Origin of the sequence: Vibrio ichthyoenteri ATCC 700023, assembly GCF_000222605.1 — a bacterium.
GTDB classification, from domain to species: Bacteria; Pseudomonadota; Gammaproteobacteria; order Enterobacterales; family Vibrionaceae; genus Vibrio; species Vibrio ichthyoenteri.
On sequence record NZ_AFWF01000041.1, the window covers coordinates 1 to 24,995 of the forward strand.

26 protein-coding genes are annotated in these 24,995 nt (G+C 44.6%); 9 read left to right on the top strand and 17 right to left on the bottom strand.

Annotated features, from left to right (window positions below; translation table 11 throughout):
* Positions 1–569, top strand: a 569-nt coding sequence (locus tag RH85_RS04705) for a class I SAM-dependent methyltransferase (RefSeq protein WP_006711053.1), incomplete at its 5' end; no start/stop codon positions are given.
* Here the strand turns inward: RH85_RS04705 and RH85_RS22190 are convergent.
* Complete coding sequence (locus RH85_RS22190; RefSeq protein WP_083824847.1) at positions 496–954, bottom strand: hypothetical protein; 459 nt, start codon at positions 952–954, stop codon at positions 496–498. The two genes, RH85_RS04705 and RH85_RS22190, sit on opposite strands and share 74 nt — an antisense overlap.
* Before the next feature lie 48 nt (positions 955–1,002).
* Complete coding sequence (locus RH85_RS04710) at positions 1,003–1,434, bottom strand: c-type cytochrome (RefSeq protein WP_006711055.1); 432 nt, start codon at positions 1,432–1,434, stop codon at positions 1,003–1,005.
* A gap of 166 nt (positions 1,435–1,600) precedes the next feature.
* Between RH85_RS04710 and RH85_RS04715 the strand changes: the two genes are divergently transcribed.
* The 3 genes from RH85_RS04715 (at position 1,601) to RH85_RS04725 (ending at position 3,581) form a co-directional block, all read left to right on the top strand.
* Positions 1,601–2,230, top strand: coding sequence for a cytochrome b/b6 domain-containing protein (locus tag RH85_RS04715; protein WP_006711056.1), 630 nt, complete (start codon positions 1,601–1,603; stop codon positions 2,228–2,230).
* Between the two features lie 15 nt (positions 2,231–2,245).
* Positions 2,246–2,674 carry a MarR family winged helix-turn-helix transcriptional regulator gene (locus tag RH85_RS04720; protein ID WP_006711057.1) on the top strand — a complete coding sequence of 143 codons (429 nt, stop codon included), beginning with the start codon at positions 2,246–2,248 and terminating at the stop codon, positions 2,672–2,674.
* A gap of 85 nt (positions 2,675–2,759) precedes the next feature.
* Complete coding sequence (locus tag RH85_RS04725) at positions 2,760–3,581, top strand: TonB-dependent receptor (RefSeq protein WP_006711058.1); 822 nt, start codon at positions 2,760–2,762, stop codon at positions 3,579–3,581.
* A gap of 92 nt (positions 3,582–3,673) precedes the next feature.
* Here the strand turns inward: RH85_RS04725 and arfB are convergent, their stop codons facing one another.
* The 3 genes from arfB to RH85_RS04740 form a co-directional block, all read right to left on the bottom strand.
* Positions 3,674–4,087: an alternative ribosome rescue aminoacyl-tRNA hydrolase ArfB gene (gene arfB, locus RH85_RS04730; protein WP_006711059.1), complete on the bottom strand. Its 414-nt coding sequence runs from the start codon at positions 4,085–4,087 to the stop codon at positions 3,674–3,676.
* Positions 4,088–4,155: 68 nt separating this feature from the next.
* Entirely contained in the window at positions 4,156–5,454 is a 1,299-nt protein-coding gene (locus RH85_RS04735) for an alpha/beta fold hydrolase (protein WP_006711060.1), read from the bottom strand.
* Between the two features lie 209 nt (positions 5,455–5,663).
* On the bottom strand, positions 5,664–7,370 hold the full coding sequence (locus tag RH85_RS04740; RefSeq protein ID WP_006711061.1) for an ankyrin repeat domain-containing protein: 1,707 nt from the start codon (positions 7,368–7,370) through the stop codon (positions 5,664–5,666).
* Positions 7,371–7,771: 401 nt separating this feature from the next.
* On the opposite strand from RH85_RS04740, the gene RH85_RS04745 reads away from it, so the two are divergent.
* Complete coding sequence (locus RH85_RS04745; RefSeq protein WP_006711062.1) at positions 7,772–8,536, top strand: ferredoxin--NADP reductase; 765 nt, start codon at positions 7,772–7,774, stop codon at positions 8,534–8,536.
* Between the two features lie 22 nt (positions 8,537–8,558).
* Here RH85_RS04745 and RH85_RS04750 read toward each other — a convergent pair whose 3' ends face one another.
* Positions 8,559–8,894, bottom strand: a complete 336-nt coding sequence (locus tag RH85_RS04750; protein WP_006711063.1) for a hypothetical protein — start codon at positions 8,892–8,894, stop codon at positions 8,559–8,561.
* A gap of 238 nt (positions 8,895–9,132) precedes the next feature.
* Here RH85_RS04750 and RH85_RS04755 point away from each other — a divergent pair, with 238 nt between their 5' ends.
* Entirely contained in the window at positions 9,133–9,489 is a 357-nt protein-coding gene (locus RH85_RS04755) for a hypothetical protein (RefSeq protein ID WP_006711064.1), read from the top strand.
* A gap of 12 nt (positions 9,490–9,501) precedes the next feature.
* A complete protein-coding gene (locus RH85_RS04760) occupies positions 9,502–9,834 on the top strand; it encodes a GlpM family protein (RefSeq protein ID WP_006711065.1) in 333 nt (110 codons plus the stop codon).
* A 51-nt stretch (positions 9,835–9,885) separates the two neighbouring features.
* On the opposite strand, the gene nagB is transcribed toward RH85_RS04760, so the two are convergent.
* Entirely contained in the window at positions 9,886–10,686 is an 801-nt protein-coding gene (gene nagB / locus RH85_RS04765) for a glucosamine-6-phosphate deaminase (RefSeq protein WP_006711066.1), read from the bottom strand.
* A 507-nt stretch (positions 10,687–11,193) separates the two neighbouring features.
* Here nagB and RH85_RS04770 point away from each other — a divergent pair.
* The gene (locus RH85_RS04770; protein WP_006711067.1) at positions 11,194–12,387 is read left to right on the top strand and encodes a tetratricopeptide repeat protein; all 1,194 of its coding nucleotides are present in this window, start codon (positions 11,194–11,196) and stop codon (positions 12,385–12,387) included.
* Positions 12,388–12,473: 86 nt separating this feature from the next.
* Here RH85_RS04770 and sstT read toward each other — a convergent pair whose 3' ends face one another.
* From sstT to RH85_RS04820, 10 genes are all read right to left on the bottom strand, one after another.
* The gene (sstT, locus tag RH85_RS04775; RefSeq protein WP_006711068.1) at positions 12,474–13,697 is read right to left on the bottom strand and encodes a serine/threonine transporter SstT; all 1,224 of its coding nucleotides are present in this window, start codon (positions 13,695–13,697) and stop codon (positions 12,474–12,476) included.
* Between the two features lie 257 nt (positions 13,698–13,954).
* Entirely contained in the window at positions 13,955–15,010 is a 1,056-nt protein-coding gene (rsgA, locus tag RH85_RS04780) for a ribosome small subunit-dependent GTPase A (protein ID WP_006711069.1), read from the bottom strand.
* A 243-nt stretch (positions 15,011–15,253) separates the two neighbouring features.
* On the bottom strand, positions 15,254–15,700 hold the full coding sequence (locus RH85_RS04785; protein ID WP_006711070.1) for a copper chaperone PCu(A)C: 447 nt from the start codon (positions 15,698–15,700) through the stop codon (positions 15,254–15,256).
* A gap of 2 nt (positions 15,701–15,702) precedes the next feature.
* The gene (locus RH85_RS04790; RefSeq protein ID WP_006711071.1) at positions 15,703–16,302 is read right to left on the bottom strand and encodes an SCO family protein; all 600 of its coding nucleotides are present in this window, start codon (positions 16,300–16,302) and stop codon (positions 15,703–15,705) included.
* The gene (locus RH85_RS04795; RefSeq protein WP_006711072.1) at positions 16,299–16,724 is read right to left on the bottom strand and encodes a hypothetical protein; all 426 of its coding nucleotides are present in this window, start codon (positions 16,722–16,724) and stop codon (positions 16,299–16,301) included. The genes RH85_RS04790 and RH85_RS04795 overlap by 4 nt, the downstream gene beginning before the upstream one ends.
* 385 nt (positions 16,725–17,109) lie before the next feature.
* On the bottom strand, positions 17,110–17,748 hold the full coding sequence (locus tag RH85_RS04800; RefSeq protein ID WP_006711073.1) for a DUF2057 family protein: 639 nt from the start codon (positions 17,746–17,748) through the stop codon (positions 17,110–17,112).
* Between the two features lie 239 nt (positions 17,749–17,987).
* Complete coding sequence (locus RH85_RS04805; RefSeq protein WP_006711074.1) at positions 17,988–20,105, bottom strand: type I secretion system permease/ATPase; 2,118 nt, start codon at positions 20,103–20,105, stop codon at positions 17,988–17,990.
* 14 nt (positions 20,106–20,119) lie between these two features.
* Positions 20,120–22,036 (bottom strand): bifunctional diguanylate cyclase/phosphodiesterase, encoded by a 1,917-nt coding sequence (locus RH85_RS04810; protein WP_006711075.1) that lies wholly within the window; start codon positions 22,034–22,036, stop codon positions 20,120–20,122.
* Positions 22,037–22,045: 9 nt separating this feature from the next.
* Positions 22,046–22,663, bottom strand: coding sequence for a transglutaminase-like cysteine peptidase (locus tag RH85_RS04815; protein WP_086027065.1), 618 nt, complete (start codon positions 22,661–22,663; stop codon positions 22,046–22,048).
* Between the two features lie 76 nt (positions 22,664–22,739).
* The gene (locus RH85_RS04820; protein ID WP_006711077.1) at positions 22,740–24,131 is read right to left on the bottom strand and encodes an HlyD family type I secretion periplasmic adaptor subunit; all 1,392 of its coding nucleotides are present in this window, start codon (positions 24,129–24,131) and stop codon (positions 22,740–22,742) included.
* A 226-nt stretch (positions 24,132–24,357) separates the two neighbouring features.
* Here RH85_RS04820 and pdxH point away from each other — a divergent pair, with 226 nt between their 5' ends.
* Entirely contained in the window at positions 24,358–24,993 is a 636-nt protein-coding gene (pdxH, locus tag RH85_RS04825) for a pyridoxamine 5'-phosphate oxidase (RefSeq protein ID WP_006711078.1), read from the top strand.
* The last annotated feature ends 2 nt before the right edge of the window (positions 24,994–24,995 follow it).

The window sequence follows — 24,995 nt, forward strand, 5'->3', positions numbered from 1 at the left end:
TTTTAGAGCTTGGTTGTGGTAATGGTACCTATACCGAAAGTCTTATTGATGTCAGTGACAGCATTGTGGCAACCGATATATCTTTGCCGATGTTGGACGTTTGCAAAATTCGTTTTGAATATCAGCCCAAAGTCGTGGTCGAACAAGCTGATTGCTTTGCGCTACGCTATAAAGATAAATCGTTTGATACGGTTTTCATGGCCAATTTGTTGCATGTGATCCCCAACCCTGTTCACGCGTTACAAGAGTGTATGCGAGTACTCAAACCTGGTGGCAGAATTATCCTCATCAGTTTTACTCTCCACGGCATGACGCTGTGCAATAAGTTGGCACTGAAATATCGCTATCTACGTAAATATGGCATCAAGTCGGCTAATAATACGGTGATGACACCAGTCCTTGCCCATGAACTGGCTGCGACGGCAGGCTTCCAAAATGTGGCAACCGAGCTGTTGGGTAAGCGCGTCAAAGCCGTCTATCTCAATGCAGAAAAGGTCAGCGAGTTGCATTTACGGGCGGCTTTATTTTTATTGCGTCACGAATACTTGCCGCCATTAGCGTTAAATTGATCGAGCCGGCGATCAATTCGATGGTTTGCGCGATATAAAATGCTTGATTAAAGTGCGCTTGGCTAGCCAAAAGGTTGAGGTACAGTGCACAAGGCAGCAAGATCAATAAGCCGTTCAATGCCACAATTGGCATCCGTTTTTTCTTTTTCCCCAAGATGCCTTGGCCTGACTTGACGTTTGGCGCTAATTTACTGCCGGTAATCCCCGTTAGTGCCATGAGTGGAATTAAGAACCAGACAGCATAAGCGATCACTTGCTTTACTTGGCTAATGGTACTCTTATCAGCGAGTAGCTCGCTGATAAGAGTACTGGCAAAGAAACTTGCGATCATTAGAAAAGCCAAGATGGCACAGGTTTTATGTAGTCTGATTAAGGCTGTTTTCATTCTATTGCTCTCTATAAAAAAGGGGGGGGGGAACGGGTACGTTGATAATTACCAACGTGAACGATAGGTGCGATGACAACTACGACATGTCTGTTGCGCCGCTTTAATACCTTGCTCAGCAAGATCCACATTGTGCTCTTTTGTTGCTCTGTAGAGCGTTTCAAAGCCTTGATCCATTTGCAGCATCAATTGATCAAATTCGTTTGGCTGTTGCCAAATTTTGTCACTCGCTTTACTGCCTTCTTGGCTCCCTTGGGGAAAGCTGTGCTGCAAGCTCTCGCTCGCTTGTTGTAGTTGTGTTGCATTAAGCTCAACCGTTAGCCAATCTGTGTCAACGCCATCTAAATTATCATTTGCTTCTTTAAGTTGTTGTTCAATATGGACAAACGCTTCTTGGCGAGCGTTTATGATTTCGGTATTGCTATTTGCTAGAGCAATACAAGGGATCATTAGTGCGATGAGAGTTAGGTGGATTTTCATGTCGTCATTCTCGTTATTCAGTGATGTTGTTATCAGGACAGTAATTAATTTACACAACAACAGTTGCGAACGCAACTGTTGTTGTGTAAATTAATTGCCATTGCAGCTTGGGTGCAAATTGAACGGGCAACTAAGTATCTGAATAAAAGAGTAATTGAGGTTTAATATGAAAGTTTGGGATTTAGCTACGCGCCTATATCACTGGTTACAAGCACTGCTGTTTATCGCGTTACTCGTGAGTGGTAACTCTGGCAATGGTCCGCATATCCAGTTGGGGCTTGCACTCTTAACTTTAATTATATGGCGGTTGATTTGGGGTGTGGTCGGCAGTGAAACCAGCCGTTTTCGCTATTTTGTGTCTTCACCGATCACCAGCTTAAAGTACGCCGCTGGCCGAGTCGCGGCAAAAGTGGGGCATAATCCGCTGGGTGCATGGATGGTCGTTAGCCTACTCGCCGCCTTATTTATTCAATGTATCTCTGGTTTAGCCCTTGCGGGTTTATTGGATGGACTTCCACTGGCTCATCTATGGTTAACGGATACTATTTTTGAGTTATTGGTACAGGCACATGTGGTGCTAGCGGATGTTTTACCCGCTCTGGTGGTTGTGCATCTTGCGGCGATTTTAATCTATAAATTGCGTGGAAAAGGATTAGTAAAGGCGATGATTACCGGGGTGCAAAGTCATGTTGAGTCTGCACAGCCAGTGGTTTTTGTCTCGCAAGGTTACGCATTTTTAATGCTCGTTGTGGCAGTATTGGTTACTATAGCAATAATTGCATTATCAACAATTTAAACAGTGGTGTTAACAATGAGTGATACTTTTGACAGACAGTCGAGCTTTGGCTGGATGATTAACGTGGTGGCTGGCAAAGCGGAAAAAATGTTTGATGCTGAGTTGAAAAAACACGGTTTGAGTGTCGCGCTGTGGCCAACCATGATGTGTTTGTGGGAAGAGGAAGGGGTGACTCAGCGAGACATCGCTGCGAAATCGAAAGTTGAGAATTCAACCACCACTCGCACACTTGATAAGCTTGAAAATCTCGGTTTAGTCGAGCGTCGCGCTGATCCACACAGCCGCCGCTCATATCGTATCTATCTAACCGAGCAGGGAAAAGCACTAAAGAATGATTTATTGCCGATTCCGATGATGGTCAATCAAACCATGTTAAGCAGCTTAGATAGCGCCGAACAACAGCAAATGATTGCATTGCTGCAAAAAATGGTGGCAGCGGTATAGCCTTTATAACAAGTAAACTACAAGGTTTACTTTCTTCTCGTTGATAGTATGATGCGCGCTAACTTATTATTGATGTGTCACTGCTTTGATTAAACGTACTTTCCTTACCACCGTTTTAACCTCATTGTTTTCGTTCTCTGCACAAGCTGAATCATTTTCACTGCCTATTTGGAAAGATAAAGCAGAGGCTTTGGGTTACGAACTACCAAAAGCGGTGGGTATTAGTTTCGGGTATATGGTGCTTGAACAAGGCATTAGTGTTGATTCAATTGAATTGACCGGAATTCCTGTTGTTGACATGTTAGGTGTAGATCTTGAAGCGCATGGTGGCACGCAAAAAACCGAAGTGATGACCTTACGCGCTGACGCATGGTTATTCCCGTTTCTGAACGTTTATGCATTGGTTGGTATTCTCGAGGGATACTCTAAAACTGACGTCTCCATTTCTTTTTTTGATGGAGCATTGAAACCGAAGAAAACCATTGATTTTGAATTGGCTCTTGAAGGGTATACCTCTGGCGCTGGCCTTGTCCTTGCGGGGGGTTACAAGAATGTATTTGGTTTGGTGGATCTCAATTATTCTAAGACCAAGCTATCGATTATTGATGGTGAAATTGATGCGATTGTGATTTCACCGCGTATTGGTTACGATCTTACTAAGCATGGTTTTCCTCTTCGCGTATGGGCTGGTGCTATGTATCAAGATGTAGAACAGACCCTGAAAGGTAATTTAGATGATATTGCTCCTAACATGCCAGGTGGATTTACTGTCAAACAGCATCTCACCACCAAGTGGAATCCTCTGCTTGGGATGCAATATCAAGTGACAGACAGTTGGTACTTGCTGGGGGAAGTGGGTTTAGGCGATCGTAAGAGTGCTTTCCTCTCGATTGATCATCGTTTCTAATTAATAAGCATCGTAGAAATTGAATTTTAAAAGCCGCTCAGCGTTATCGTTAGGCGGCTTTTTTCATTGCATGACGAATATGGTGGGTAAGCTTAATCTCGCATCTTTCCGCGCAAAGATTTGGTTTGGCTTTTGATGCCCTTTGCCTTGAGGCGACGCTCTTTTGAACCACGAGTTGGTTTGGTGGCTCGACGATGCTTTTGCACCACGGTCGCCGCGCGGATCAATTCTGCTAAGCGGTTAAGCGCATCTTCTTTATTTTGCTCTTGGGTACGAAATTGCTGAGCTTTAATGGTGATGACGCCATCTTTAGAAATGCGTGAATCCTTAAGTGCCAGCAAACGTTCTTTATAGAAAGCAGGTAAAGAAGAGTGGTTGATATCAAACTGCAAGTGAATGGCAGAAGATACTTTATTGACGTTTTGACCACCCGCACCTTGGGCGCGGATGGCCGTCATTTGTATTTCCCATGCTTGTAGTGTGACAGTGTTGGATATTGTTAACATAATTCTCCGCCGCGAGATGGCGGCGTGGTGGTATGGATATTAAGTGTGAATCTTTAATTCATTGGCGGTTACTGTAGCATAGCGGCGGTTTGATCACCCATAGCAATTAGTTTATCAAGAATTCGTTCACCATCGGCTCGCAGGCCATTGTGCTCATATTCATTGGTGATCCATGCACTTGCGTTACCCAGTAGGGCTAAGGTTTCACGGCTAAAGTCCATTTCAACAAACATATCATCCGCGTATACCGCGCAGCTCACTGGCACGGTGTTGTTTGCCAGTTGCTTAGCATCATACAGCGCAGGCCAATCATTTTTTGCAGCTAATAATTCTGCCGCGTGTTGCAGTGGTTTGAGATTGGCGTATTGCTCAAACATCCATGGGAAGACCATTTCTCCAGTAAAGTAGAACGGTTGGCCTTTTTGGTAATTAAATGGGCTCAATTCACTACGTACGCGCTGGGCACTCCAATTTGACGCTTCACCTTGGCAGTAGATCGATTCATGCAAAATGGCGTAGATGGGATTGGTTTGAAAGCCTTGTTCGGCGAGCATGGCATTAAGAAATTCGTAGCGCAGCTGTGGTTGGCCATTGATTTCGACAAAGGCATTTTCGAGCAGGTAATAAGTGGCAATGAAGCTGTCGCTCATGCCAAAGTTAATGCCAATTTGTTGGAATTGTTCTACGGTAAAACGCTGTCCATTGGGCAGGAATTCGTCGTGATCGAGCAAATGATTGGCAATCGCTTGGCACATCGCCTGCGCTTGTGGGAATTGGCGAAAGAAGGCTTGGTTCTTATCCATGGTGCGCTTAAATGTCGCGCGGTACACATCATCGGCCGGGCGTGAAATTGAAGGTACGCCACCTGTAATGTAGCTCCGCAATAGGCTGTGTGGAAACAGCGACAGGTACGTCAAAGAGCAAAAGCCCCCAAAGCTCTGACCGAGAATAGCCCACTGTTCGACACCGAATTGCTGGCGAATAGTCTCGGCATCGCGAACGATGTTATCTGCGCGAAAATGGCTTAGGTACTCCGCTTGCTGCTCGGGCGTGAATGACGCAAGGGTTTGGTGCGATATTACTGAGCTATTGCCGGTGCCACGTTGATCAAGCAGTAACACGCGATAAGTTTGTAATGCACGTTTCAACCAACCGCCGTGGCCATTAGGACGTTGTGCTGGAAAGCCCGGGCCTCCTTGAAAATAAACCAGCCAAGGCTTATCACTCAACTCATCACCGACTAAGCGCACTTCACGAGCGAAAAGGGTAAGTTGACCTTGCGCTAGGTCGTTGTAGTTGAGTGGTACAGTAAAGTAATGCGGTAGGTAGTGAACACCCTGCTGGATAAAAGCTTGTGCATGTAACATTGAAACGATTCCTAATGTGGCCTTACAGCGGTTCGAGCGTTTATTTTAGCATCGACTTGCTGACTTATTCATCCTAAAGCGAACAGTGCAAATCGTTTGGCTTTATAAAGCAAAAGGCGTAGATGAAAGGGAACTTGATTAAAAAGAGCATTCCCTTGGGAATGCTCAGTGTTGGTCAGATGATGATGGCCTTGTATGCCAACAACGGATTAGTGGTACATCCGTCTCACGATAAAGGAGTCTGTTGGTAGCGAGAGCATCGATTCCTTATCTTCCATATAACGGCGTTCAAACGATGTCGTTCGGTAACCGACGGGAGCAACGTCGATAATTTGTTTGACCAGTTTTTGCACCTCTGGATCTGAGATTGATACCGCTTGTTCTAGCTGCTTGTGCAATTGAGGTACCAGTTGTTCGTAGCGAGCCATTTTTAATCTCAGTTTGCTCTCGGGGTTTCTTGCCATACTCATGGCTGTCGCCCCGTTTTTACTCTCGATATCCAATTGTGCGCCTGCTCGAGTTAGTAGCTTAATAATAGAGTATTCGCCCCTTTTACTCGCGGTCATCAGCGCTGTTTCTCCCGTCTCTTTGTTTTGCTCATTAACATCCACCCCAATGCTAATCAAATATTTGACTACCTTTGGCGATTGAAGACTGGCCATCATTAATGGATTGAGGTCGTAACGACTGGAGATATCCAGACTGGCATTGGCCTGTACTAAACGCTCTACTATGGCGACGTGATCATCAAAGATTGCTTCTATCAGGGCAGAGTCTCCCCATTTGCCTTTTGCGTTGATGTCGTCAACACCGGCTTCTAGTAGTAGGTTGACCACTTCCAACGAACCTCGAGAACTCGCAAATATTAGCGCAGTTCGAGCGTATTCAGGTTCTATTGCATTGACGTCGGCATTGGCCTTAATAAGCAGTTGTGCAATAACAGGATTTCGTTGGATCGCCGCCACCATTAACGCGGTATAACCATAACCGTTAATGGCATTGATGTTAGCCCCTTCGTTTATGAGTTTATTCACGGTCTCGGCGCAGTCGTGATCAATGGCATAGAATAGTGGTTGTTGCTGCTGTTGACTGAAAGTTTGTTGGCATAGCGCCTTATCTTTAGGTAGCACAGAGTAAGCAGGTGGCTGGTACTGCTCAAGTAAGATCACAATCTCGTCATGACCATTTTCTTTGGCATAATCTAATGGGGATTTACCAAAGTTGTCCCTTATATAAGTTCTTGGATTGGCTTTGAGTAGCTGTTTTACGGTTTCAGTATGGCCTTTATCGCTGGCGAAAATGAGGGCTGTTTGAGCGTTATAGCCATTGGATGATTGAATATCGACAGTGGCATTCTCTGCTAACAGTTTTTCAACTATCGCGGCATTTCCTTCCCAGCTTGCCATCATTAAGGCGGTGAAGCCTCGCTCGTCAGCGAGATCGAGGTTTGCCTTGGCTTTAATTAATTCATCGACGATCTCTGCATGGTTGTTTTTGGCTGCGTACATCAGTGCTGTCATTGCGTTATCGTCGATGAGATCGGGCTTAGCGTTCGCAGCGATTAATTGTTGCGCGGCATGAATGCTGCCATTTTTAGCCGCGGCGATTAAGGCGGTGATCCCTGAGTGGGTGGCTGTATCAACGTTAGCTTCTGCTTTAATGAGTTGCTCGATGATCAATGATTGATCTTCGATGGCGGCATAGATCAGTGGCGTCGCGTGCAAATAGTCAGTCACGTTAGGATCTGCACCCATTTTGAGCATTTCACCGACTCTAATAGAACATTGGTATTCAACGGCGTTAAACAGCCGATCTGGCGCTGTAAAATCAAGGTTATTGCATGGGTCTTGCTGGGCGTGGATAGATGTCGATAGACCTGCTGCGATGACAAAGGCCAGCAGTGATTTTTTGCTCATGGTGATGATTATCTCCGGTGCAACAATAAAAGAGGGAATGCTTGACGTCTAAAAAGCTTATTAGGGCCAGAACTTATGACGATAGTGGAATAAGGCTAAATAAAAACAGTAGGTTATGCAATTGCATGGGTCACGAAATCAGTTTTGGATCAGCCATTCTTGTGTCGGGCGATGAGGGGATTAAAGCGTTTTGTTAGTGCTTATGTTCTGCCTATTGGCGCTCGGCCGTGCTGACTGAATGGCTTTGTGATGTCGAATTGGCTGTGTAGTTAACGGCATCATTTAGCGAACGAAGAAGGGAACGCACGATTTATCAATAACAAAAGAAGCCTTAGTCAATAAGCAATGGTCTATATTTTAAACTGTTAATAACGCTGTCGGTGATGAGGTAGGAGGTGACAATGGGTGAAATCGCAGGCTATTCTCAGGCGATCGTTGCGAAGCGAACCGACTGGACCAAGGAAATATTCAGTCTTCGTCTAAGTGGCGCTAACTTATCTTTTAAAGCGGGTCAGTTTACCAAATTGGCACTAGTTGATGATGAAGGTCATACCATCTCCCGAGCTTACTCGTTGGTTAATGCGCCTCTGACGAGCAGTGATATGTTGGAGTTTTTGATTGTCGCTAATGAGAGTGGACAACTGAGTCCTCGTCTACATCAACTGAAAGAAGGGCAGACAATCTACGTCGGCCAGCGAGCCAATGGTGATCTGACATTCGAATCCATTCCTAAGCAAAGTGAAGAGTTATGGCTGCTATCGACGGGAACAGGCATTGGTCCTTTTTTAGCGTTGTTGGACGACATTAATTTTAGACCGCATAACAGAAGAATCGTCTTGGTACATGGTGTCAGGCATCAATCTGACCTCGTCTATCGTTATTTGATTAATCAACTGGTGGAGCAATACGAAGGGCGATTGATTTACCAACCGGTGGTGTCTCGGCAGCACATTGAAGGTGCACTGTTCGGTCGAATTCCAGCATTGATCGACAGTGGGGAGTTGATGAATAGTACACAGACAGAGTTTGATGCGCAGAAAAGCTTTGTGATGTTATGCGGTAATCCTGAGATGATCAAAGACACGCTCAATACTTTGACTGCAAGAGGGTTAGCCAAACATCGAGCAGCCCAACCTGGCAACATTATGTATGAGCGTTATTGGTAAAGATGATGGTTGATTGAGGATGCTATTGGTCGAATGGCACCTCATCCAGCAACCAAAAATCAAGCACATGAATCGTCTCGTCGCATTTCCCCTTCAATATTTGATAGTTGGGTTTGTAGGACTGACCGAGGTAGGTCGTGCGTATCAACTCACCCGTTTTCACATCGACTTGTGTTACAACCCGTCCTTTGAAGTTTTGGAATAATACAAACTGCTCACTACGATAGACCATTTGTTCACGATAAAACAAAAAGGTGTCGGAGCTTTCCAAAAGTTCGCATTTTAATGGCAATGAATTAGGCCCTGTAGACGATGCAGGCGTCGTTAACAGCAGTACGGCGAAGATAATGGAATTCATAATACGCTCCTATAAGACAGCCAAGACGTTGTATAAAGTATAGGTGGCGAAAAATGGAGAGGGGTAAAAAGTTGTTTCTAAATTGAGAATGCGCTAATAAGCCAGCTTAGCTTGCGTTGTGTGATCTCACGAGAGGAAAAATTTCATCAGGTGAGAATCAAACAAAGATGTATATCGTGTCTGTCCCTTCATGCGCGTTACTCTGGTGACCTGAAGGATGAAATGAGATAGCGACAGAATGAATTTGATCGTCAATGTACACAAAGGTGTACGTAAGGTTGGCTTTGAGATGGCGACGCGCCAAGCGTGGAAATGTGGCGTAAAGGCGAATGTGGTTAGTCGTGTTGTTGGCATCGCGAAAGGACAAATTGTTTGTGTGATTGAAGGTTGTCGAGCGGAGCTATCAACACCATTGAATAACCCGCTGCACGATGATGATAAGCAAGGGCGCTATATATTTATTGGTGGTGTGTGCTGGGAGCCAAACTCGCTACTTGCCCCAGGCTTTCCTGAGTTTATGTTTATGCATGTACGCAATCTTAGCTCAAAACATAAGTATATGACGGACGACCAACTGCTGATGAATCTAGCTTAGACGAGCGTCATTATGTTGTCTTTATTTCTCAAAAGTATGCTGGGCGCGGCAGCTGTATTGATCATTGCGCTATTATCTCGAACGCCACATTTTTTTGTTGCTGGGTTAGTGCCCTTGTTTCCGACTTTTGCTCTGATTGCACACTATATTGTCGGTGAAGAGAAAGGGATGGAGGGCCTACGCGAAACAGCCTTGTTTGGATTGTTTTCCTTACTACCATATGCTGCATATTTAGTTGCGGTTTATTGGCTGAGTTATCGCTATCCATTACCGACGACATTAGCCCTAGCTACGGTGGTTTGGCTATTTGCCGCTGCCGTACTGCTGTTTTTTTGGTCTAGATAAACAAAAAGGAGGCGAATGCCTCCTTTTTTCATCAATCGAGTGAACTAAAGATTAGAAACCTTTGATGTTCTCTGCTTCTAGCTCATGGAAGTACTTAACTGTCTTCACTTTAAGCTCTTGAGTTGATGGTTCATCACATACGATCACTGATTTAGGGTGTAGCTGAAGTGCAGATACAGTCCATAGGTGGTTTACGCTGCCTTCAACTGCTGCTTCTAGAGCGAGCGCTTTGTTGTGGCCTGTAACCAGAATCATGATTTCTTGCGCGTCTAGTAGAGTACCAACACCAATAGTGAGTGCATACTTAGGTACTTGGTTGATGTCGCCATCGAAGAAGCGAGAGTTTGCGATGCGAGTTTCTTCAGTCAGAGTCTTAATACGAGTACGTGAAGACAGAGAAGAAGCTGGCTCGTTAAATGCGATATGACCGTCGTTACCTACGCCGCCCATGAATAGGTTGATCTTGCCGTAAGACTTGATTTTGTCTTCGTAACGTTGACATTCAACTTCGTTATCTGTTGCGTTACCGTCAAGCAGGTTGATGTTCTCATCCTGAATGTCGATGTGGTTGAAGAAGTTGTTGTACATGAAAGAACGGTATGACTCTGGGTGATCCGCAGGGATACCAATGTACTCATCCATGTTGAAAGTAACTACGTGCTTAAAGCTAACTTCGCCAGCTTTGTGCAATTCAATTAGTGCATTGTAAGTTGCTAGAGGAGTACCACCTGTTGGTAGACCTAGAACGAACGGACGCTCAGCTGTTGGTGCGAAATCGTTAATACGTTTTACGATATGCGCTGCTGCCCATTTACCTACTTGTGCTGCTTGTTGAAGCGGGATAAGTCTCATTTTTTGCCCCTAATTATTGGAATTCAATATGCTGTACACATTAATTCGCATTATAAAATAAGTGATCTGGTTGTTCTATTGTTTTTGGTCAATTTTTGTCATTTCTTTTGTAAATGATGCGATAAATGTTAACGCATACGTTTGCTAAGCACGGTAGTAGCCTTTCGATATGCTAAATTATATTACGTGCAATAGGATTTTTTATTCAGCGAACTATCAATAGTATGAAAGAATAGCCATCGGTTTGCTAAGCACATTAAAAGCGATATCGAAAGCCGTTATGATTCGCTGATCTCGTTTTATTAATGCTTGGTTAAACCCAAAGGCGACAGTGAGGTATGATGAAATACCTCAATGTTTAGCGATGAAAGCCGATATAGTCTGGTAACGAGCATTGCAATATTTATCATAATGCAAAGGGTTGCATTCCAACTGAAGTAAGTAGCCCAAGGTGCGCTGGGGTAGAGTAAGTACAGCGACCATTAAATCAACGTGTGGCAAAAAATAATGAATATGATGGGGATCGCCATTGGAGCGACCGGGTTACTGTTACTGTTACTGTTTGTCTGGATGCTAGCGCTGTCTTTAAGGCAAAAGCGTGTCGAGCGTGAGCGTAAGCAACGCGCAGTCGCTTATCGTAAAGCCCTAGAAAGAGATCGAAAACAAGAAGAAGAAGAGCGCGTCAGGAAAGCGGAAAATGGCGACCTTACGATGATCTTATATTTGGCGAAAGAGGCGGAGCGGACCAATTTGCGTAAGGCACTATATTGGTACCATAAAGCGGCACTGCAAGATAACGTGACAGGCATGTATGGCATTGTTCGCTTAAGCGAACGGATGCGCGATGACATGGTATTAAGAGAGCAAGCTAAATTTTGGAAAATGGCCATTGCAGCAAGCGATGGTGATATGGCCGCAAAATTTCAAATGGCTGAAGCGCTTTATTATGGGCGTGGCGTCGAGCAAAATTTTGAAAAAGGCTTCGCAATTATGGAAGAAGCAGCATTGCAACAGTATGTACCCGCAATGTTGTTTTTGGGAGATTGGATGGTGGCTAATGCTAACCCTTCGCCTAGTCCTATTGCATCGACTGAGTGGTTTAGAGAAGTGGCATTACTGCGCAATAATGAGGGGCGGATGAAGCTCGGTCTCAATTATTTGAACGGTATCGGTGTCGAGCCTGATTTTGACCACGGTTGCTATTGGTTAGAGCGAGCGGCAGAAAAAGGCTATGTTCCTGCGATGTATAAAGCTGGGGAAGTTTGGCTGGATCATGGTGTGAGCGGTCGATGTATTGCTTATATTTGGCTATTTTTGGCCGGCCAAATAGGTCATGAAGAGGCGCGAATCTTGCGCGAAAAAGTGGCGTTGAACCTGAGTGTCGATACGGTAGTGGGTTTACAAGCGCTATCTAAGCCAATGTTAAAGCGCATATTGAACAATAAAGTCGGAAAACACGCGTTAATTAAAGCGTTTAACAAGCTCTATAAACGCAGCATTGATATTGATAAATACGACTTAACCCCTGAATTGACTAACAGTCATACAGCCAGTGAAGAGCAGCATAAGGAAGCTGATTTGGCTGGTATGGCTGAGAATGCTGCTGAAGATTCATTGCATGATACGCACGAAATGAAGAGCACACAGCCATCGTTAGATTTTTCTCAATCACCAATGGATAAGCCCGTAGTTAAGAGCTAAACGCGCTACGTAAAGAATCCGCGAATAACAAAAGCCCACGCAATGACGTGGGCTTTTAGTTATTAACATTTAAGAATCAGAACAACTTAAACGTGCGGCTGTTGTTTTTGTTTTTGCTTACATACCGCCGCGGTGAAGACTACGTCGGTTGAACTGTTCAAAGCGGTTTCTGCTGAATCTTGTACTACGCCAATAATGAAACCAACCGCGACAACTTGCATTGCGATTTCATCAGGAATCCCAAATAAGCTACACGCGAGAGGAATAAGCAGCAGTGAACCACCCGCTACACCTGAGGCGCCACAAGCGGATACCGCCGCGACAAGGCTAAGTAGCAGTGCGGTCATTAGATCGATTTGAATCTCTAATGTGTGCGCTGCGGCTAAAGTAAGCACAGTGATGGTAATCGCCGCGCCAGCCATGTTGATCGTGGCACCCAATGGGATTGATACTGAGTAGGTATCTTCATCTAAATTTAGCTTTTCACATAATGCCATGTTCACTGGAATGTTTGCCGCACTTGAACGAGTAAAGAAGGCGGTCACACCACTTTCACGTAAGCATTGGAAAATGAGTGGGTACGGATTCTCACGAGTCTTATAAAGTACGATCAATGGGTTAACCACAAGGGCAATTACGGCCATCGCGCCAAGCAGAACGGCAAGCAGGTGAGCATAGCTCGCGAGTGCCGAAAATCCAGTGGTTGCAATGGTAGAAGACACCAGACCAAAGATACCAAATGGCGCAAGACGAATAATGAAGCGTACGATTTGCGACACACTATTACTTAGATCTTCAAAGACGGCCTTCGTTGTGCCTGACGCATGGTGAAGCGCTAAACCTAGACCAATTGCCCATGCCAAAATACCAATGTAATTCGCATTCATGAGTGCGTGAACTGGGTTATCAACCACTTGGAAAAGCAAGGTATGTAACACTTCAGCAATGCCTTGTGGTGGCGTTGCACCTTCCGCACCAGAAACCAGAGTTAAAGTGGTTGGGAAAAGAAAACTCAAGCTCACTGCGGTTAAGGCTGCGGTGAAAGTACCAAATAGATACAAAATGACGATAGGGCGCATGTAGGTATGCTGGTTTTTGCGTTGGTTTGCGATGGAAGCCGCAACCAAAATAAACACCAAGATAGGAGCGACGGCTTTTAGTGCCCCGACAAATAAGCTACCGAGTAGACCAACACTTTGTGCGTAGTCTGGTGATATTAACGCGAGGGCGACACCTAAAACGATACCGACCAATATTTGTAGCACCAAATTGCCTCGTGCAAATCGTGCTAAGAGAGAGTTGTGTTGCATATAAATCCCTGCGAATTATTGTGTAATTTAATTATATTGCCCAAGTATTTTGAATTTTGGTGTGCCTTGGGCGTCGCTCAGCGAATGGCTACTGAGATAATTTATACTAGCGCTTTGAGATATTGTGTCTAGAAATAATTGTATATTAGGATAAAAGATTGCAATTTAGTAGCTTATGTAAATTTTATGTTGCATTTAAACGTTTGCTTAGTAGCAAAAAAAGAGGGGGAAAGCCCCTCTTGCGAGCTTGATAAGCGCTAATAGCCTTTCTTTCTAGAGCGGTGTTCTGCTTGTACAGTTCGACAAAATTTGCTGAATTGTTTGTCTTTTGAGCGTCGTTCAGCCAGCGATGATCCGTTTCTTTCTTGTTCGCGCATCAACTTGAAATAGTTGTTTACACGTCGAAGATCGATGTGTTCTGCATCGAGGGCTTTGTTTATTGCACATCCCGGTTCGTTGACGTGCTGGCAATCAGCAAAACGACATTGTTCTACCAGCGCTTGAATATCAGCAAAGGTTTGCTCCACACCATCAGCACAGTCGTGTATTTGTAACTCTCTCATCCCTGGAGTGTCTATTAACACCCCACCACTTGGTAATAAATGTAACGAACGGCTGGTGGTCGTATGGCGCCCTTTACTGTCGTTTTCACGAATGCCCCCTGTGGATTGCGCCGTGTCTCCCAGTAAGCTATTGACCAGTGTCGATTTACCAACGCCTGATGATCCCATAAAGGCAACGGTTTTTCCGCTTTTACACCATGCTAGCAATGCTTGGCATTGTTCATAAGCAAGGGCGTTGACGATTTCAATCATTAACATGCTATCAAGCGATTGTACTTGTGCACGTTTTTCATCGGCGTCGGCACATAGATCCGCTTTGGTTAAAATGATCACCGGCTCAACATCCGCTTCATGGGCGATAGCGAGGTAACGTTCAATACGACTTAAATTGAAATCATCGTTTAGTGAGCAAACAATGAAGAGTGTACTGACGTTTGCTGTGATGAGTTGTTCTGCAACTTTGCTGCCTGCTGCTTTACGGCTAAACAATGATTGACGTTCGAGTAGACGAACAAATTGTTCTTCGCTATCAAGGATCAGCCAATCACCTACTGCCATGTCGGGTAGTGATTTATGTGCTGCTAATGTCAACTCACCCTTTTCCGAAAGTAGGGTATAGCCACTACGGTGATGCTCACTGATACGAGCGATAGTATTGGATTCAAGATCATCAAGGGTTAATTGTGTTTGAAATAGATGGCTCCAACCAAGTTGTGCAAGTGTGACTGGTGGATGAAAATCTGTGTTCATTTTGGGGCCCCAAGGCGTATTATTTTAGCGGTAACCGGTACGGGATACTGACTGCGTTGGTTTAATTATTCGTTTGATTGAAATTGTGTCGTAAGAGGAGTGAGATAAAGCGTTTTTCATGTTTGGATTTGTGCGTTTGAGAACGCCAAATGATCTTACGTATCATCTCCTCATCACGATTTTCGTAAGGAGCTTAGCAAAAGAGACTGAACTGCGCTCAGCCCCTTTCTCATTTGATAGTAATTAGTGGTGGTGTTGCATTCCTTTCATTACCGCTTTGACGGGAGCGTTGAATATTTGTTTCTCGCCATTGGCAAAAAATATCTCTACATCAATGCTTTCGCCTTCAACTAAAGGCTTGGCTAAGTCAAATAACATGATGTGCAGTCCCCCTGGTTGTAACGAAACTTGGCTCTGAGCTGGGATCTCAATTTGCTCTACTTGGCGCATTTTCATTACGTCGCCATCATGAATCACATCGTGTAATTCAACTTTACCCGCGGCTGAGGTTGCTGCTGATACAATCGCGCGATCGTCTTCGCTGTGATTCATTAATTCTAAAAATACCGCACTGGTTGCAGCATTGGGTGGTGTTGCGCGTACGTATGGGTGATGAGTCATAATATCCATACTTGCTTGAGCAATAGGGCTGAGCGCTAGAGCGGCTAAGATCAGAGCGTTGAGTTTCATTATCAGTCCTTGTTATTTTGATTGAGACTTTCTATCGCGGCAACCAGAGGCGCCGGAGTGAGCGTATGCGGCACTTTGGTGATCAAACTGCCATCGGGTTTCAGAAAGTAGAAATAGGAGTTGTGATCGAGCGTGTATCCGAGTTCAGACTCTTGCAGTTCAGTCCTTTTAAAGACCACACCATATTGGGTTGCGAGAGGTTGAGTGATTGTTAGTGGGGCTGAAAGCCCTTCAATCATAGGGTGGAAATATTGGGCATAAGTGTGAGCTTGGTTGCCATCATCGCGATCGGGGTCAAGAGAAATAAAGATAGGCCTAAGGGACAACTTGGTTTCGCTGTCTAATTGGTTAAGTGCACCAGCAAGCATTGCGAGAGAGGTTGGACAGACGTCGGGGCAATGGGTAAAACCAAAATAGACGATGCGTACGCGCTCATCTTGCGGATCAAAGAGTACAACATCAGTGTTGTTTTTTCCTTGTAAAGTCGCCTTGATGGAAGCGGATTGATCGACAACGTGGGCTGGTTTACTATCGAAAAATACTTTGACGCCATAACCGAGTGCAAAAGCCGCTACTAAAATTAAAGACCAATTTCTACTCATCTTGCCATCCTTACCGCCAGATTGATTGATTGCTGGCCATCTGATAATTGACCAACCCAAGTCATATTTTCAACAGTGCATGCAGGGAGCAGAATCTCTGCTTGATAGAGACCATCTTTAGCCTGTTTAAGCTCAAATAATGCGGTTCCCATATCCATTTCATAGCCATTGAGTGTCAGTCGTAGTGTTTCGGCGTGCCTATTTGGCCATTCGGCTGAGATCTGCACAGGCACTAATGGTTGAGCGATATCGCGACTGAGCGTGACGGAAATCGCTTCTTGCTCACAAGCATGTCTTGATAGCTGGCAATATTGTGACAGAGGCATTTTATTGTCCTCAGTTAGCCACGTAGCGATATCCTGAGCAAAGTAACCAGCGATAAGTGCGCAGCCAATCAAGGCAAGTTTAATTGAAGTGGGCATTGAGAAAACAAAGCAGTTAATTGAAATGATATGCTATCACTTCGCTAACATTAATTTTGCATTCTTTAACAATTATGTGTCGGGTATCAAGTTACGTTTGGCTCTCTATACTGCAAAAACAATAAGCTGGGATAGATAGTGGCTTTAAACGGGGTTATGTATGGCATAAAGCCCAGCTTGAATATCATGACAAGTGATCAAGTTAAGTCGCCGATAGTGGCCAATAACCGATACTTGCCCATAAATAGTGGCGTGAGATGTGGGGCGTTTGACGTTGCAACTAACTGGGCCATCTTGAAACCCGCCGCTCGGTAGGCGAATGGTTGATGCACTTAGTCACTTAGCTGCAACGTGAAGTTTGCTGCTCTATTGTTAGCCGGTAGGGCTATTGCTGATTAACAAACTGTTTGAACTTAGCCTTGGTTTTGTCATCGGCTTTTTGGTACCAAAAATGCAGCATTTCTTCCGCAGTATTGCCGTTGGCTTTTAGTGGAGAACTCTGGTTTTTTGAACTCGATATTGCCACAGCGGCAACGCTACTAGAAAGCGCCGCGACACCCGCATTTTGGTTATAAAGCTCACTTTCAATAACGTAATCACGGCCAATTTGTAATCCATCTTTTTTCAGCGTGTCTTGAACCAACGGAATCGATTGACCTTCTTGATTGGTCAGAGCGAGTTGTAGTTGTTTGATGTTTTTTTCTGCATCACGTTCGTTGCGATATTCTGGTAGTTGAAAATTCAGGGTCTGATCTTGAGCCGAAAAATTGGCAATGATCGCTTCACCTTCGACAATAATACGGTCATTACCTTTGCTAAAGTAAGGTTTGTAGCGCACAACAATCTGATTTTCGCCATCAGGTAATGTTACGCTTTTTGTTGTGCTGAATAGACCACCATCGATATCGGGCTTGCTTTGGTTAACCACCAAAAGGTCAACATTATCTGGGATATTTAGCGTGATCTCCGCCTGAGCTGTTGCGGTAAATAGCAGGCTTGCCAGTATGGTTGTCATTGTTTTCATTCATTATTCCTAGATGTTGCAGCATAAACGTTGAGCTTGCCCACTGAAGCTTGGTATTGCAAGTGCATCAATGTTAGATGTTTGAAAATTCACACAATCGTCATATTGAAATCGCGACCGTTAGCCTAGTTAATTGTAGACCTAACAAATTGAAAATTTAGGGTTTATGTCGCAAAAATGACAATGCCAGCAAGCTGCTGGCATTGGTTATAGTGCTAAGAGTCAGTTGGGGGCGGAAGCTATGAATTTACCGCGCGTACTTTCCCTTGCATCAAGTTTTGCAATACTTCAGCCTTGGGGCCGTCTGCAATAATGGAGCCTTTCTCCATGACGATGACGCGTTCGGCTACATCAAGCATTGAGGTTTTGTGTGTAATCAAAATCAAAGTTTCATGCTTGTTCAATTGAGTGAGTTGCTGCTTGATGTGCATTTCAGAGCGGTTATCCATCGCACTGGTTGGCTCATCCATCAATAACACGGGCGGGCGTCCTAGAATGGCACGAGCGATTGACACCGCCTGACGTTGACCACCAGAAAGTAATTGGCCGCCTTCGCCCACTTGACGCTCTAACCCTGCGGGATCTTGTTGGGTGAACACGGTCACCCCTGCACGATTTGCCGCATCCATCACATCACGATCGTCGGCCAAAGGACGTCCTAAAGTGATGTTGTCACGTATGGTTCCATAGAACAGGTGATTATCTTGCGGTACACAGCCAATATTTCGTCTGATATCGATATGATGAAGTTGGTCAATATCGGTATCATCAATGCGAACATGGCCTTCTGTTGGTTTATATAAACCAAGAATCAAGCGCTCCAATGTGGTTTTCCCTGAGCCGATACGGCCGATGATCGCCACTTTTTCTCCAGGATTAATGGTCAGACTTAAATTACGAATCGAGGCCATGGGCGAATCAGGATAGTGGAACGTCACTTTATCTAATTCAATTTTACCGTGGATGATAGGGCGGTGAATGTAGCGTTTCCCTTCTTCTTGCTCATCGGGCATGTTCATTACCTGCTCGATAATGGTCATCGATGATTTCGCCTGATTGTAGCGCGTTGAAAGCAGCGAAAGCTGAACCATTGGGCCAATTGCTCGGCCGCTTAACATGGTTGCGGCAATCAGACCACCCATGGTGAGATCCCCTTCGGCGATCAAGTACACGCCAAAAATGATCATACCCACATTGGATGCTTGTTGCACAAAACTGGCGGTATTTTGAATGCCATCGGTGATTCGGCGACTTTTGATGTTCCAATTTGCCATGTGAGCCACGGCCTCTTCCCAGCGGAATTGGAATTGGCTTTGCGCACCGAACAATTTTAGCGTCTCAAGCCCCGATAAGCTCTCGATTAAGTTGGCGTATTTTTGTGATGCCAAACGTGAACCTTCTTCAATCGCACGACGAAGCGGGCCTTGGATCAAGAGTGAGTAGATAACCAAAATCAGTACACCAGCAATGGGGACTAATACTAAGTTTCCTGCCATCAACCAAATCAGGAATAAGAATAGGATTGCAAACGGTAAATCGATCAACGAACCGATAGTGGCCGAGGTGAAAAACTCGCGAATAGATTCGAATTCTTGTAAATGACGAGCAAAGGCTCCAACCGATGGTGGCCGTGATTCCATACGAATGCCTAGTACTTTGCTAAACAATTTTGATGAAATTAGGATGTCGGATTTTTTGCCAGCAACATCAATGAAGTAGCTGCGCATCAGTTTGAGCACTAAATCAAATAAGAAGATGACGAAAATACCACTAGCTAATACCCATAACGTTTCAAACGCCAAATTGGGTACCACTTTATCGTAAACAATACGCGTAAACATTGGAGCGGCAACCGCAAAGAGGTTGATCAAAATCGACGCAATCAATACATCACGATAGATGTTTTTTGATTGCCAGATCGTACTCCAAAACCAATGGCCTTTTTTAGTCTCTAAGACTTCTGGTGAGCGTTCATCATAACGAAACTGCTTTTTAACCAGAAAATAGCGGCCAACGTATTGCTGTTTTAAATCATCAATCGGTACTGAAACTGGCACTAACCCTGATTCACCAGTGACGATCTCTGCTTCGTTATTTTCATGGTTGAAGGCATTTAATACACACGCGTCTCCCCCTTTGAGTAGCAAGACTACGGGTAGAACGAGGTCAGAGATGGCAGTGAGATCGGAACGATTTTCTTTTGCCACCAACCCAGCTCGCTCAGCAGAGCGAGGAAAAAGAAAAGGGGTCAGCTTACCATCAGACAAAGGTAAACCATTGATAAGCGCTTCAGGCGAGTTCGCTAACCCATAATAACGACTAACGTAAATGAGTGAACTGAGTAAGGGATCCTGCATACAATCAGCCTTTTTTAGTGCGATTTATCAACGATGAAGCCTTGGAAGACTTCAATAAAGTGCTCAGACAAGAAGTCTAATTGTGTTTGAGTCTCTACGCGTGAAGCAATGGTTTTAATTCCTAAGTTATTTGCCGTACGAGAGATAGACGTTAAGGTGAACTTCTGTTTTTCATCTTCCAAATGGTGCGTATAAAGATAATCGAGCTTCACATAAGCTGGGCGGAATTCATTGATATAGTCAAGCGATTGGAAATTACGCCCATAATTATCGACACCAAAATCAGCGCCCGCAGAGCGAACGGCATTACAAAACAGTGCGCAGTGGTGCGGTGAAGTAACAAAACAATCTTCAGGAATTTCAAAATGAATCAGACGCGCGATGTCTTTATTTTTGTTTAACTGTTGGCTTACCCAACGAATGAAACTAGGTTGTGAAATACTGCTTTGAGCAATGTTGATCGCGACTGGAGCGGTCAAATTATCCTGACGGATTTTGCTTAGCATTTCACTGATTACATATTGATCTAAGATGTGGCTGACATTGAGCTGCTCAAGAGCAAATAGATATTGTGGAGCACTGTAGCGTTTGTCATCGTGTTCGATCGCGCTAAATACTTCATAGTGATAAGTTTGGCCATTGGTATTGCTGGCTGGCTGCATCCGGAAACTGAACCAATCATTACTGATCGCTTCTTCCACTAACAGTTTCCATTGCTGTTTACCCATTAAGGTTCGAGAATCGTCACTGGTTGTATAACCAAAGTTCAGCTCTGGATTTGAAGCGGCTTGTGCTAGAGAGTTATCGAGCATGGTCAATATTTCTGAAGCGGAACAGCTGGTCGTATTGTGTACGACGCCAAGAGCCGCTTTAGCTTGCGCCATCCCCGTTGGGTCAGCATCAAGATTTTGCACGTAAGTGACGATGCTTTGTGCCAATAACTTAAGCTCTTCATCATCGATATTAGGAATAATAAAGCCAAATTCATCCGATGAAATACGCGCGATAACGATACCATTGGTTGTCAGAGAGACTTTCAAGTGCTCGGCAAGCTCTCTTACCATGTTGTCGCCAACTTCATAGCCTTTTTCATCGTAGAGATCTTTAATAAAGCGTGCTTCTAAAAGAGCAACGCCCCCATAGCCGCCTTCGCCAAGCCAAGAGTTTAGCTGACTCATATAGTAAGCGCGGTTACCTAGATTGGAGACTGGATCGATATAGGCACGCTGGCGAAGCTGCTGCGCTTCTTTGGCTTGGGCTTTAAAAGAAAGCTCTAGTTGAGCTGACATGCTATTGATGCCATCAACCACACTGATCAAATCTACGGTGCTTGGTCGTGGTAGAGGGTCACCAAAATGATTGCGCGCCACTTGTTCCATTTTGTTGACGATCATGCGTAACGGTTTGAGCGCACGTTGCAAAATAAACGAAATAGACAATAAGCCAATCAATAACACTATACAAAAGACGATGACTAAGTCTTCAAACGCTTTCCATAACTGCGCATATGCGTCGCCGGGATGACTGACAATCTCCACTTCAGCAAGTTGCATCCAGCCACTGGTGACAACGCGACTATCATGAATTTTATCGAATAGCCCTAGCTTGATAAACCAATTTGGAACATTGCTTGGTTTGACTGGATAAGTACGGACAATCTCTTCGCCACTATCCAGAAAAATAAGGCGCACGACTGAATAACTACTGCCATCGAAAAGAGCATTGATTACCGACTCTACCGCGACAGGGTCCTTGTCTTGTAGGTAGGGTGCCAGTGCTAGGCCAACGGTGTTAATCGTGTTATTAACTTCCGAACGCTGTTGCTGTTCAAGATTGTTACGAGTCGTATTGAATTCGATGAGAAACACCGAAACCATTAACAGGATAAACACGGCGATCATCCCTGCGACAAGTTGTTTATAAAGAGTCATATTGCCTACTCATCGTAATTTACAAAGTTGGAGCGATTTCTCGCGCGCACGAAGGTCATTCCATAGACTTAATCGTGAGGACTTGCCTGCCAACTGTCCATTCTGTGATTTCATCAGCCACAGATTTTTACCGTTAAAACTGTAGATCGGTAACAGATCTCGCCGCTTTGATGCGGTTGTGATTTCTGGGTTGATGTTATCAAGAATCAAAGGTTCAGCACTTGGGCTGGAGTAATACGCCAATACCATATGAAATTGATTCAACGTAATGGCCTTAACATACACCAGTCTTAGTTTTTTGTCTGAGACGCCTAATTCCAGTAGTGAGAAATACTTAGCGATGGTGAAGTCTTCACAATCACCAGCGTTGCTACCGAGAAACTCCAAGGGGGTCGCCCAGTAGTCGTTTTTCCCCCACAGCTTGTCATCGTTAACGAAATTCAGTTGGTTAAAAAACTGATTAACCTTGGCTAACTGTTTGTGCTCCGGTAACCCATGGTATAGCGCCATTTCTTTGCGCCATGTCGTCACTCGTAGCCCTGCACGATCGCCATAAATGCGCGTGACCGTTTCGACTAAACGTTGCTCTCTGCTATTGAGTGCTTGTGATGCCGTTGAGCCAAACATAAGCAATGAAAGCAATAGTGTTAACTGAAAACCTTTAGCGTATTTGGTACATAAACGCTTTACAGCACAACCGGAATTACTCTTTAAGTGCATTGTTCTGCGCGTTCAAAATTGGTTTAAGTAAGTACTCCATCACAGTGCGCTTACCGGTAATAATATCGACCGATGCTGTCATGCCGGGAATAATGGGCAGTGATGCATCTTTATTTAAACTGGTCTCGGAAGTGCGCACTCGAACCAGATAAAAGCTGTTGCCTTCTTCATCCGTGGTCGTATCCGCACTAATGTGTTCCAGTGTGCCGTCCAAGCCGCCGTATTTGGTGAAGTCATAGGCACTAAATTTAACGATGGCATGTAATTCAGGTCGTAAAAAAGCAATGTCTTGTGGGGCTATTTTTGCCTCGACTAACAGCGTATCTTCACTTGGAACAATTTCGACGATATCCATACCTGGCTGAATGACACCGCCAACGGTATTGATATTAAGTGTTTTGACTGTGCCGGTAACTGGCGATAGAACCACAGTACGATTGACTCGGTCTTCTAGTCCAACGGTTGATTCGGTCATTGCCGAGAGTTTGTCTTCCGCTTGGTTGAGTTTTTTGCGCTGCTCAGAACGGAATTTTTGCGCGGCATCAATACGACTGAGCATCGCTTCTCGAATTGCAGATTTGAGTACCGGGACTTTTAATTTGCTTGAGGTCATTTCGCGGCGAGTATCATTCACCTGACGCTGAAGTTTAAGTAACTCGATTCTCGGCACCACACCTTCATCTGCGAGTGGTTTGGTAATTTCGAGTTCTTTGCGGGCGAAGCTGTAGCTTTCACGTAAGTTTCTCACTCGCGCTTCAATTTCTACCAAATCTTGTTGTTTTTGCTTCACTTGTTGGTCGATCAATGAAATTTGGTTACGCAATTCATTCAGATCTTGTCGATATTCTGCTTGTTGACGAGAGGCTAATTGAGGGCGTTTCTCCTCAAAGCCCTCTGGAAAGGCCAGTTGACTGTAGTCAATGGTGACGTTCTGCTGCCAGTTAGATACGTCAAAGTCTTCTTGAATCGTGACGCTAGCCAGTGAGGCCGACAGTTGAATAACGCTGGCAGTTAAGTTAGCCACTTGTTGTTCACGTTCACGAAAATCTGAGCGGAAACGAGTGTCGTCAATCAGCAATAGCTGTTGGCCTTTCTCTACGATCTCCCCTTCGCGGACTAAGATCTCTTTAACCAGGCCACCTTCCAAGTTTTGAATGACTTGTATTTGTGACGAGGGGACGACCTTGCCCTGACCGACAGTGACTTTGTCAATTTCTGCCCACGATGCCCACGCGACTGCGATGATAAAAAACAACAGCATCAGCCATAGCATGATACGAGCGCTATTAGGGGTATTAAGCAGAAGAGCGGCAGTTTTGTCATCTACATAGTCTAATTCGTCGGAATCAAGACGATTATAACCGCGTTTGGTCATTGAGTTTCCCTAGCGTTAACTTACGTTATTCATTTGATTTTATTATCTTTGCGCTCAAATGTTAAGAACTTGATACAAAAGTTCGGTGTAAATAGTGAGAATACCTCAAACGAATGGGTGATACACCACGCAAAGTCTTATTTTGAGTTTAGTCGTTAAAACTGGATAGGTCTTGAGTTATCAATAATATGAGCGCACAATCACCAAAAAATGCGAAGGAGATGAGATGGAACTTGAAGAGATTCGACGTGAGTACAGCAAAGGTGGCTTGCGTCGTAAAGACTTACATAGGGACCCGATAGAGCAGTTTAATTTTTGGTTGCAGCAAGCGATTGAGGCCAAATTACTCGATCCGACCGCAATGACGGTGGCGACTGTAGATAGCTCAGGTCAACCATATCAACGAATTGTACTCCTGAAACATTGCGATCAAGATGGTTTTGTCTTTTATACTAACTTGGGCAGTCGCAAAGCACAGCATATTGAAGGCAATGCCAAGGTCAGTTTGCATTTCCCGTGGCATAATCTTGAACGCCAAGTCAACGTTTTGGGTGTGGCGGAAAAACTGACCGCTGCTGAGAACTTCAAATATTTCACCTCACGGCCGAAAGAGAGTCAGCTAGCCGCCATCGCAAGCAAGCAAAGCAGCCGAATTTCAGCGCGAGGGATCTTAGAAGGCAAATTTTTGGAATTAAAACAGAAATTTGCTCAAGGTGAGATTCCGGTTCCTTCATTCTGGGGCGGATACCGTATTAAGCCCACGAGCATTGAGTTTTGGCAAGGTGGTGAAAATCGTCTGCATGATCGTTTTCTTTACTCGCAAGAGGACGGGCGTTGGGATATTGACCGTTTAGCGCCTTAGAA

Excerpts from the sequence above, each read along its gene's own strand:
- RH85_RS22190 (WP_083824847.1), bottom strand. The coding sequence starts at position 954 with ATGAAAACAGCCTTAATCAGACTACATAAAACCTGTGCCATCTTGGCT.
- RH85_RS04710 (WP_006711055.1), bottom strand. The coding sequence starts at position 1,434 with ATGAAAATCCACCTAACTCTCATCGCACTAATGATCCCTTGTATTGCT.
- RH85_RS04715 (WP_006711056.1), top strand. The coding sequence starts at position 1,601 with ATGAAAGTTTGGGATTTAGCTACGCGCCTATATCACTGGTTACAAGCA.
- RH85_RS04720 (WP_006711057.1), top strand. The coding sequence starts at position 2,246 with ATGAGTGATACTTTTGACAGACAGTCGAGCTTTGGCTGGATGATTAAC.
- arfB (WP_006711059.1), bottom strand. The coding sequence starts at position 4,087 with ATGTTAACAATATCCAACACTGTCACACTACAAGCATGGGAAATACAA.
- RH85_RS04735 (WP_006711060.1), bottom strand. The coding sequence starts at position 5,454 with ATGTTACATGCACAAGCTTTTATCCAGCAGGGTGTTCACTACCTACCG.
- RH85_RS04740 (WP_006711061.1), bottom strand. The coding sequence starts at position 7,370 with ATGAGCAAAAAATCACTGCTGGCCTTTGTCATCGCAGCAGGTCTATCG.
- RH85_RS04745 (WP_006711062.1), top strand. The coding sequence starts at position 7,772 with ATGGGTGAAATCGCAGGCTATTCTCAGGCGATCGTTGCGAAGCGAACC.
- RH85_RS04750 (WP_006711063.1), bottom strand. The coding sequence starts at position 8,894 with ATGAATTCCATTATCTTCGCCGTACTGCTGTTAACGACGCCTGCATCG.
- RH85_RS04755 (WP_006711064.1), top strand. The coding sequence starts at position 9,133 with ATGAATTTGATCGTCAATGTACACAAAGGTGTACGTAAGGTTGGCTTT.
- RH85_RS04760 (WP_006711065.1), top strand. The coding sequence starts at position 9,502 with ATGTTGTCTTTATTTCTCAAAAGTATGCTGGGCGCGGCAGCTGTATTG.
- nagB (WP_006711066.1), bottom strand. The coding sequence starts at position 10,686 with ATGAGACTTATCCCGCTTCAACAAGCAGCACAAGTAGGTAAATGGGCA.
- RH85_RS04770 (WP_006711067.1), top strand. The coding sequence starts at position 11,194 with ATGAATATGATGGGGATCGCCATTGGAGCGACCGGGTTACTGTTACTG.
- sstT (WP_006711068.1), bottom strand. The coding sequence starts at position 13,697 with ATGCAACACAACTCTCTCTTAGCACGATTTGCACGAGGCAATTTGGTG.
- rsgA (WP_006711069.1), bottom strand. The coding sequence starts at position 15,010 with ATGAACACAGATTTTCATCCACCAGTCACACTTGCACAACTTGGTTGG.
- RH85_RS04785 (WP_006711070.1), bottom strand. The coding sequence starts at position 15,700 with ATGAAACTCAACGCTCTGATCTTAGCCGCTCTAGCGCTCAGCCCTATT.
- RH85_RS04790 (WP_006711071.1), bottom strand. The coding sequence starts at position 16,302 with ATGAGTAGAAATTGGTCTTTAATTTTAGTAGCGGCTTTTGCACTCGGT.
- RH85_RS04795 (WP_006711072.1), bottom strand. The coding sequence starts at position 16,724 with ATGCCCACTTCAATTAAACTTGCCTTGATTGGCTGCGCACTTATCGCT.
- RH85_RS04800 (WP_006711073.1), bottom strand. The coding sequence starts at position 17,748 with ATGAAAACAATGACAACCATACTGGCAAGCCTGCTATTTACCGCAACA.
- RH85_RS04805 (WP_006711074.1), bottom strand. The coding sequence starts at position 20,105 with ATGCAGGATCCCTTACTCAGTTCACTCATTTACGTTAGTCGTTATTAT.
- RH85_RS04810 (WP_006711075.1), bottom strand. The coding sequence starts at position 22,036 with ATGACTCTTTATAAACAACTTGTCGCAGGGATGATCGCCGTGTTTATC.
- RH85_RS04815 (WP_086027065.1), bottom strand. The coding sequence starts at position 22,663 with ATGTTTGGCTCAACGGCATCACAAGCACTCAATAGCAGAGAGCAACGT.
- RH85_RS04820 (WP_006711077.1), bottom strand. The coding sequence starts at position 24,131 with ATGACCAAACGCGGTTATAATCGTCTTGATTCCGACGAATTAGACTAT.
- pdxH (WP_006711078.1), top strand. The coding sequence starts at position 24,358 with ATGGAACTTGAAGAGATTCGACGTGAGTACAGCAAAGGTGGCTTGCGT.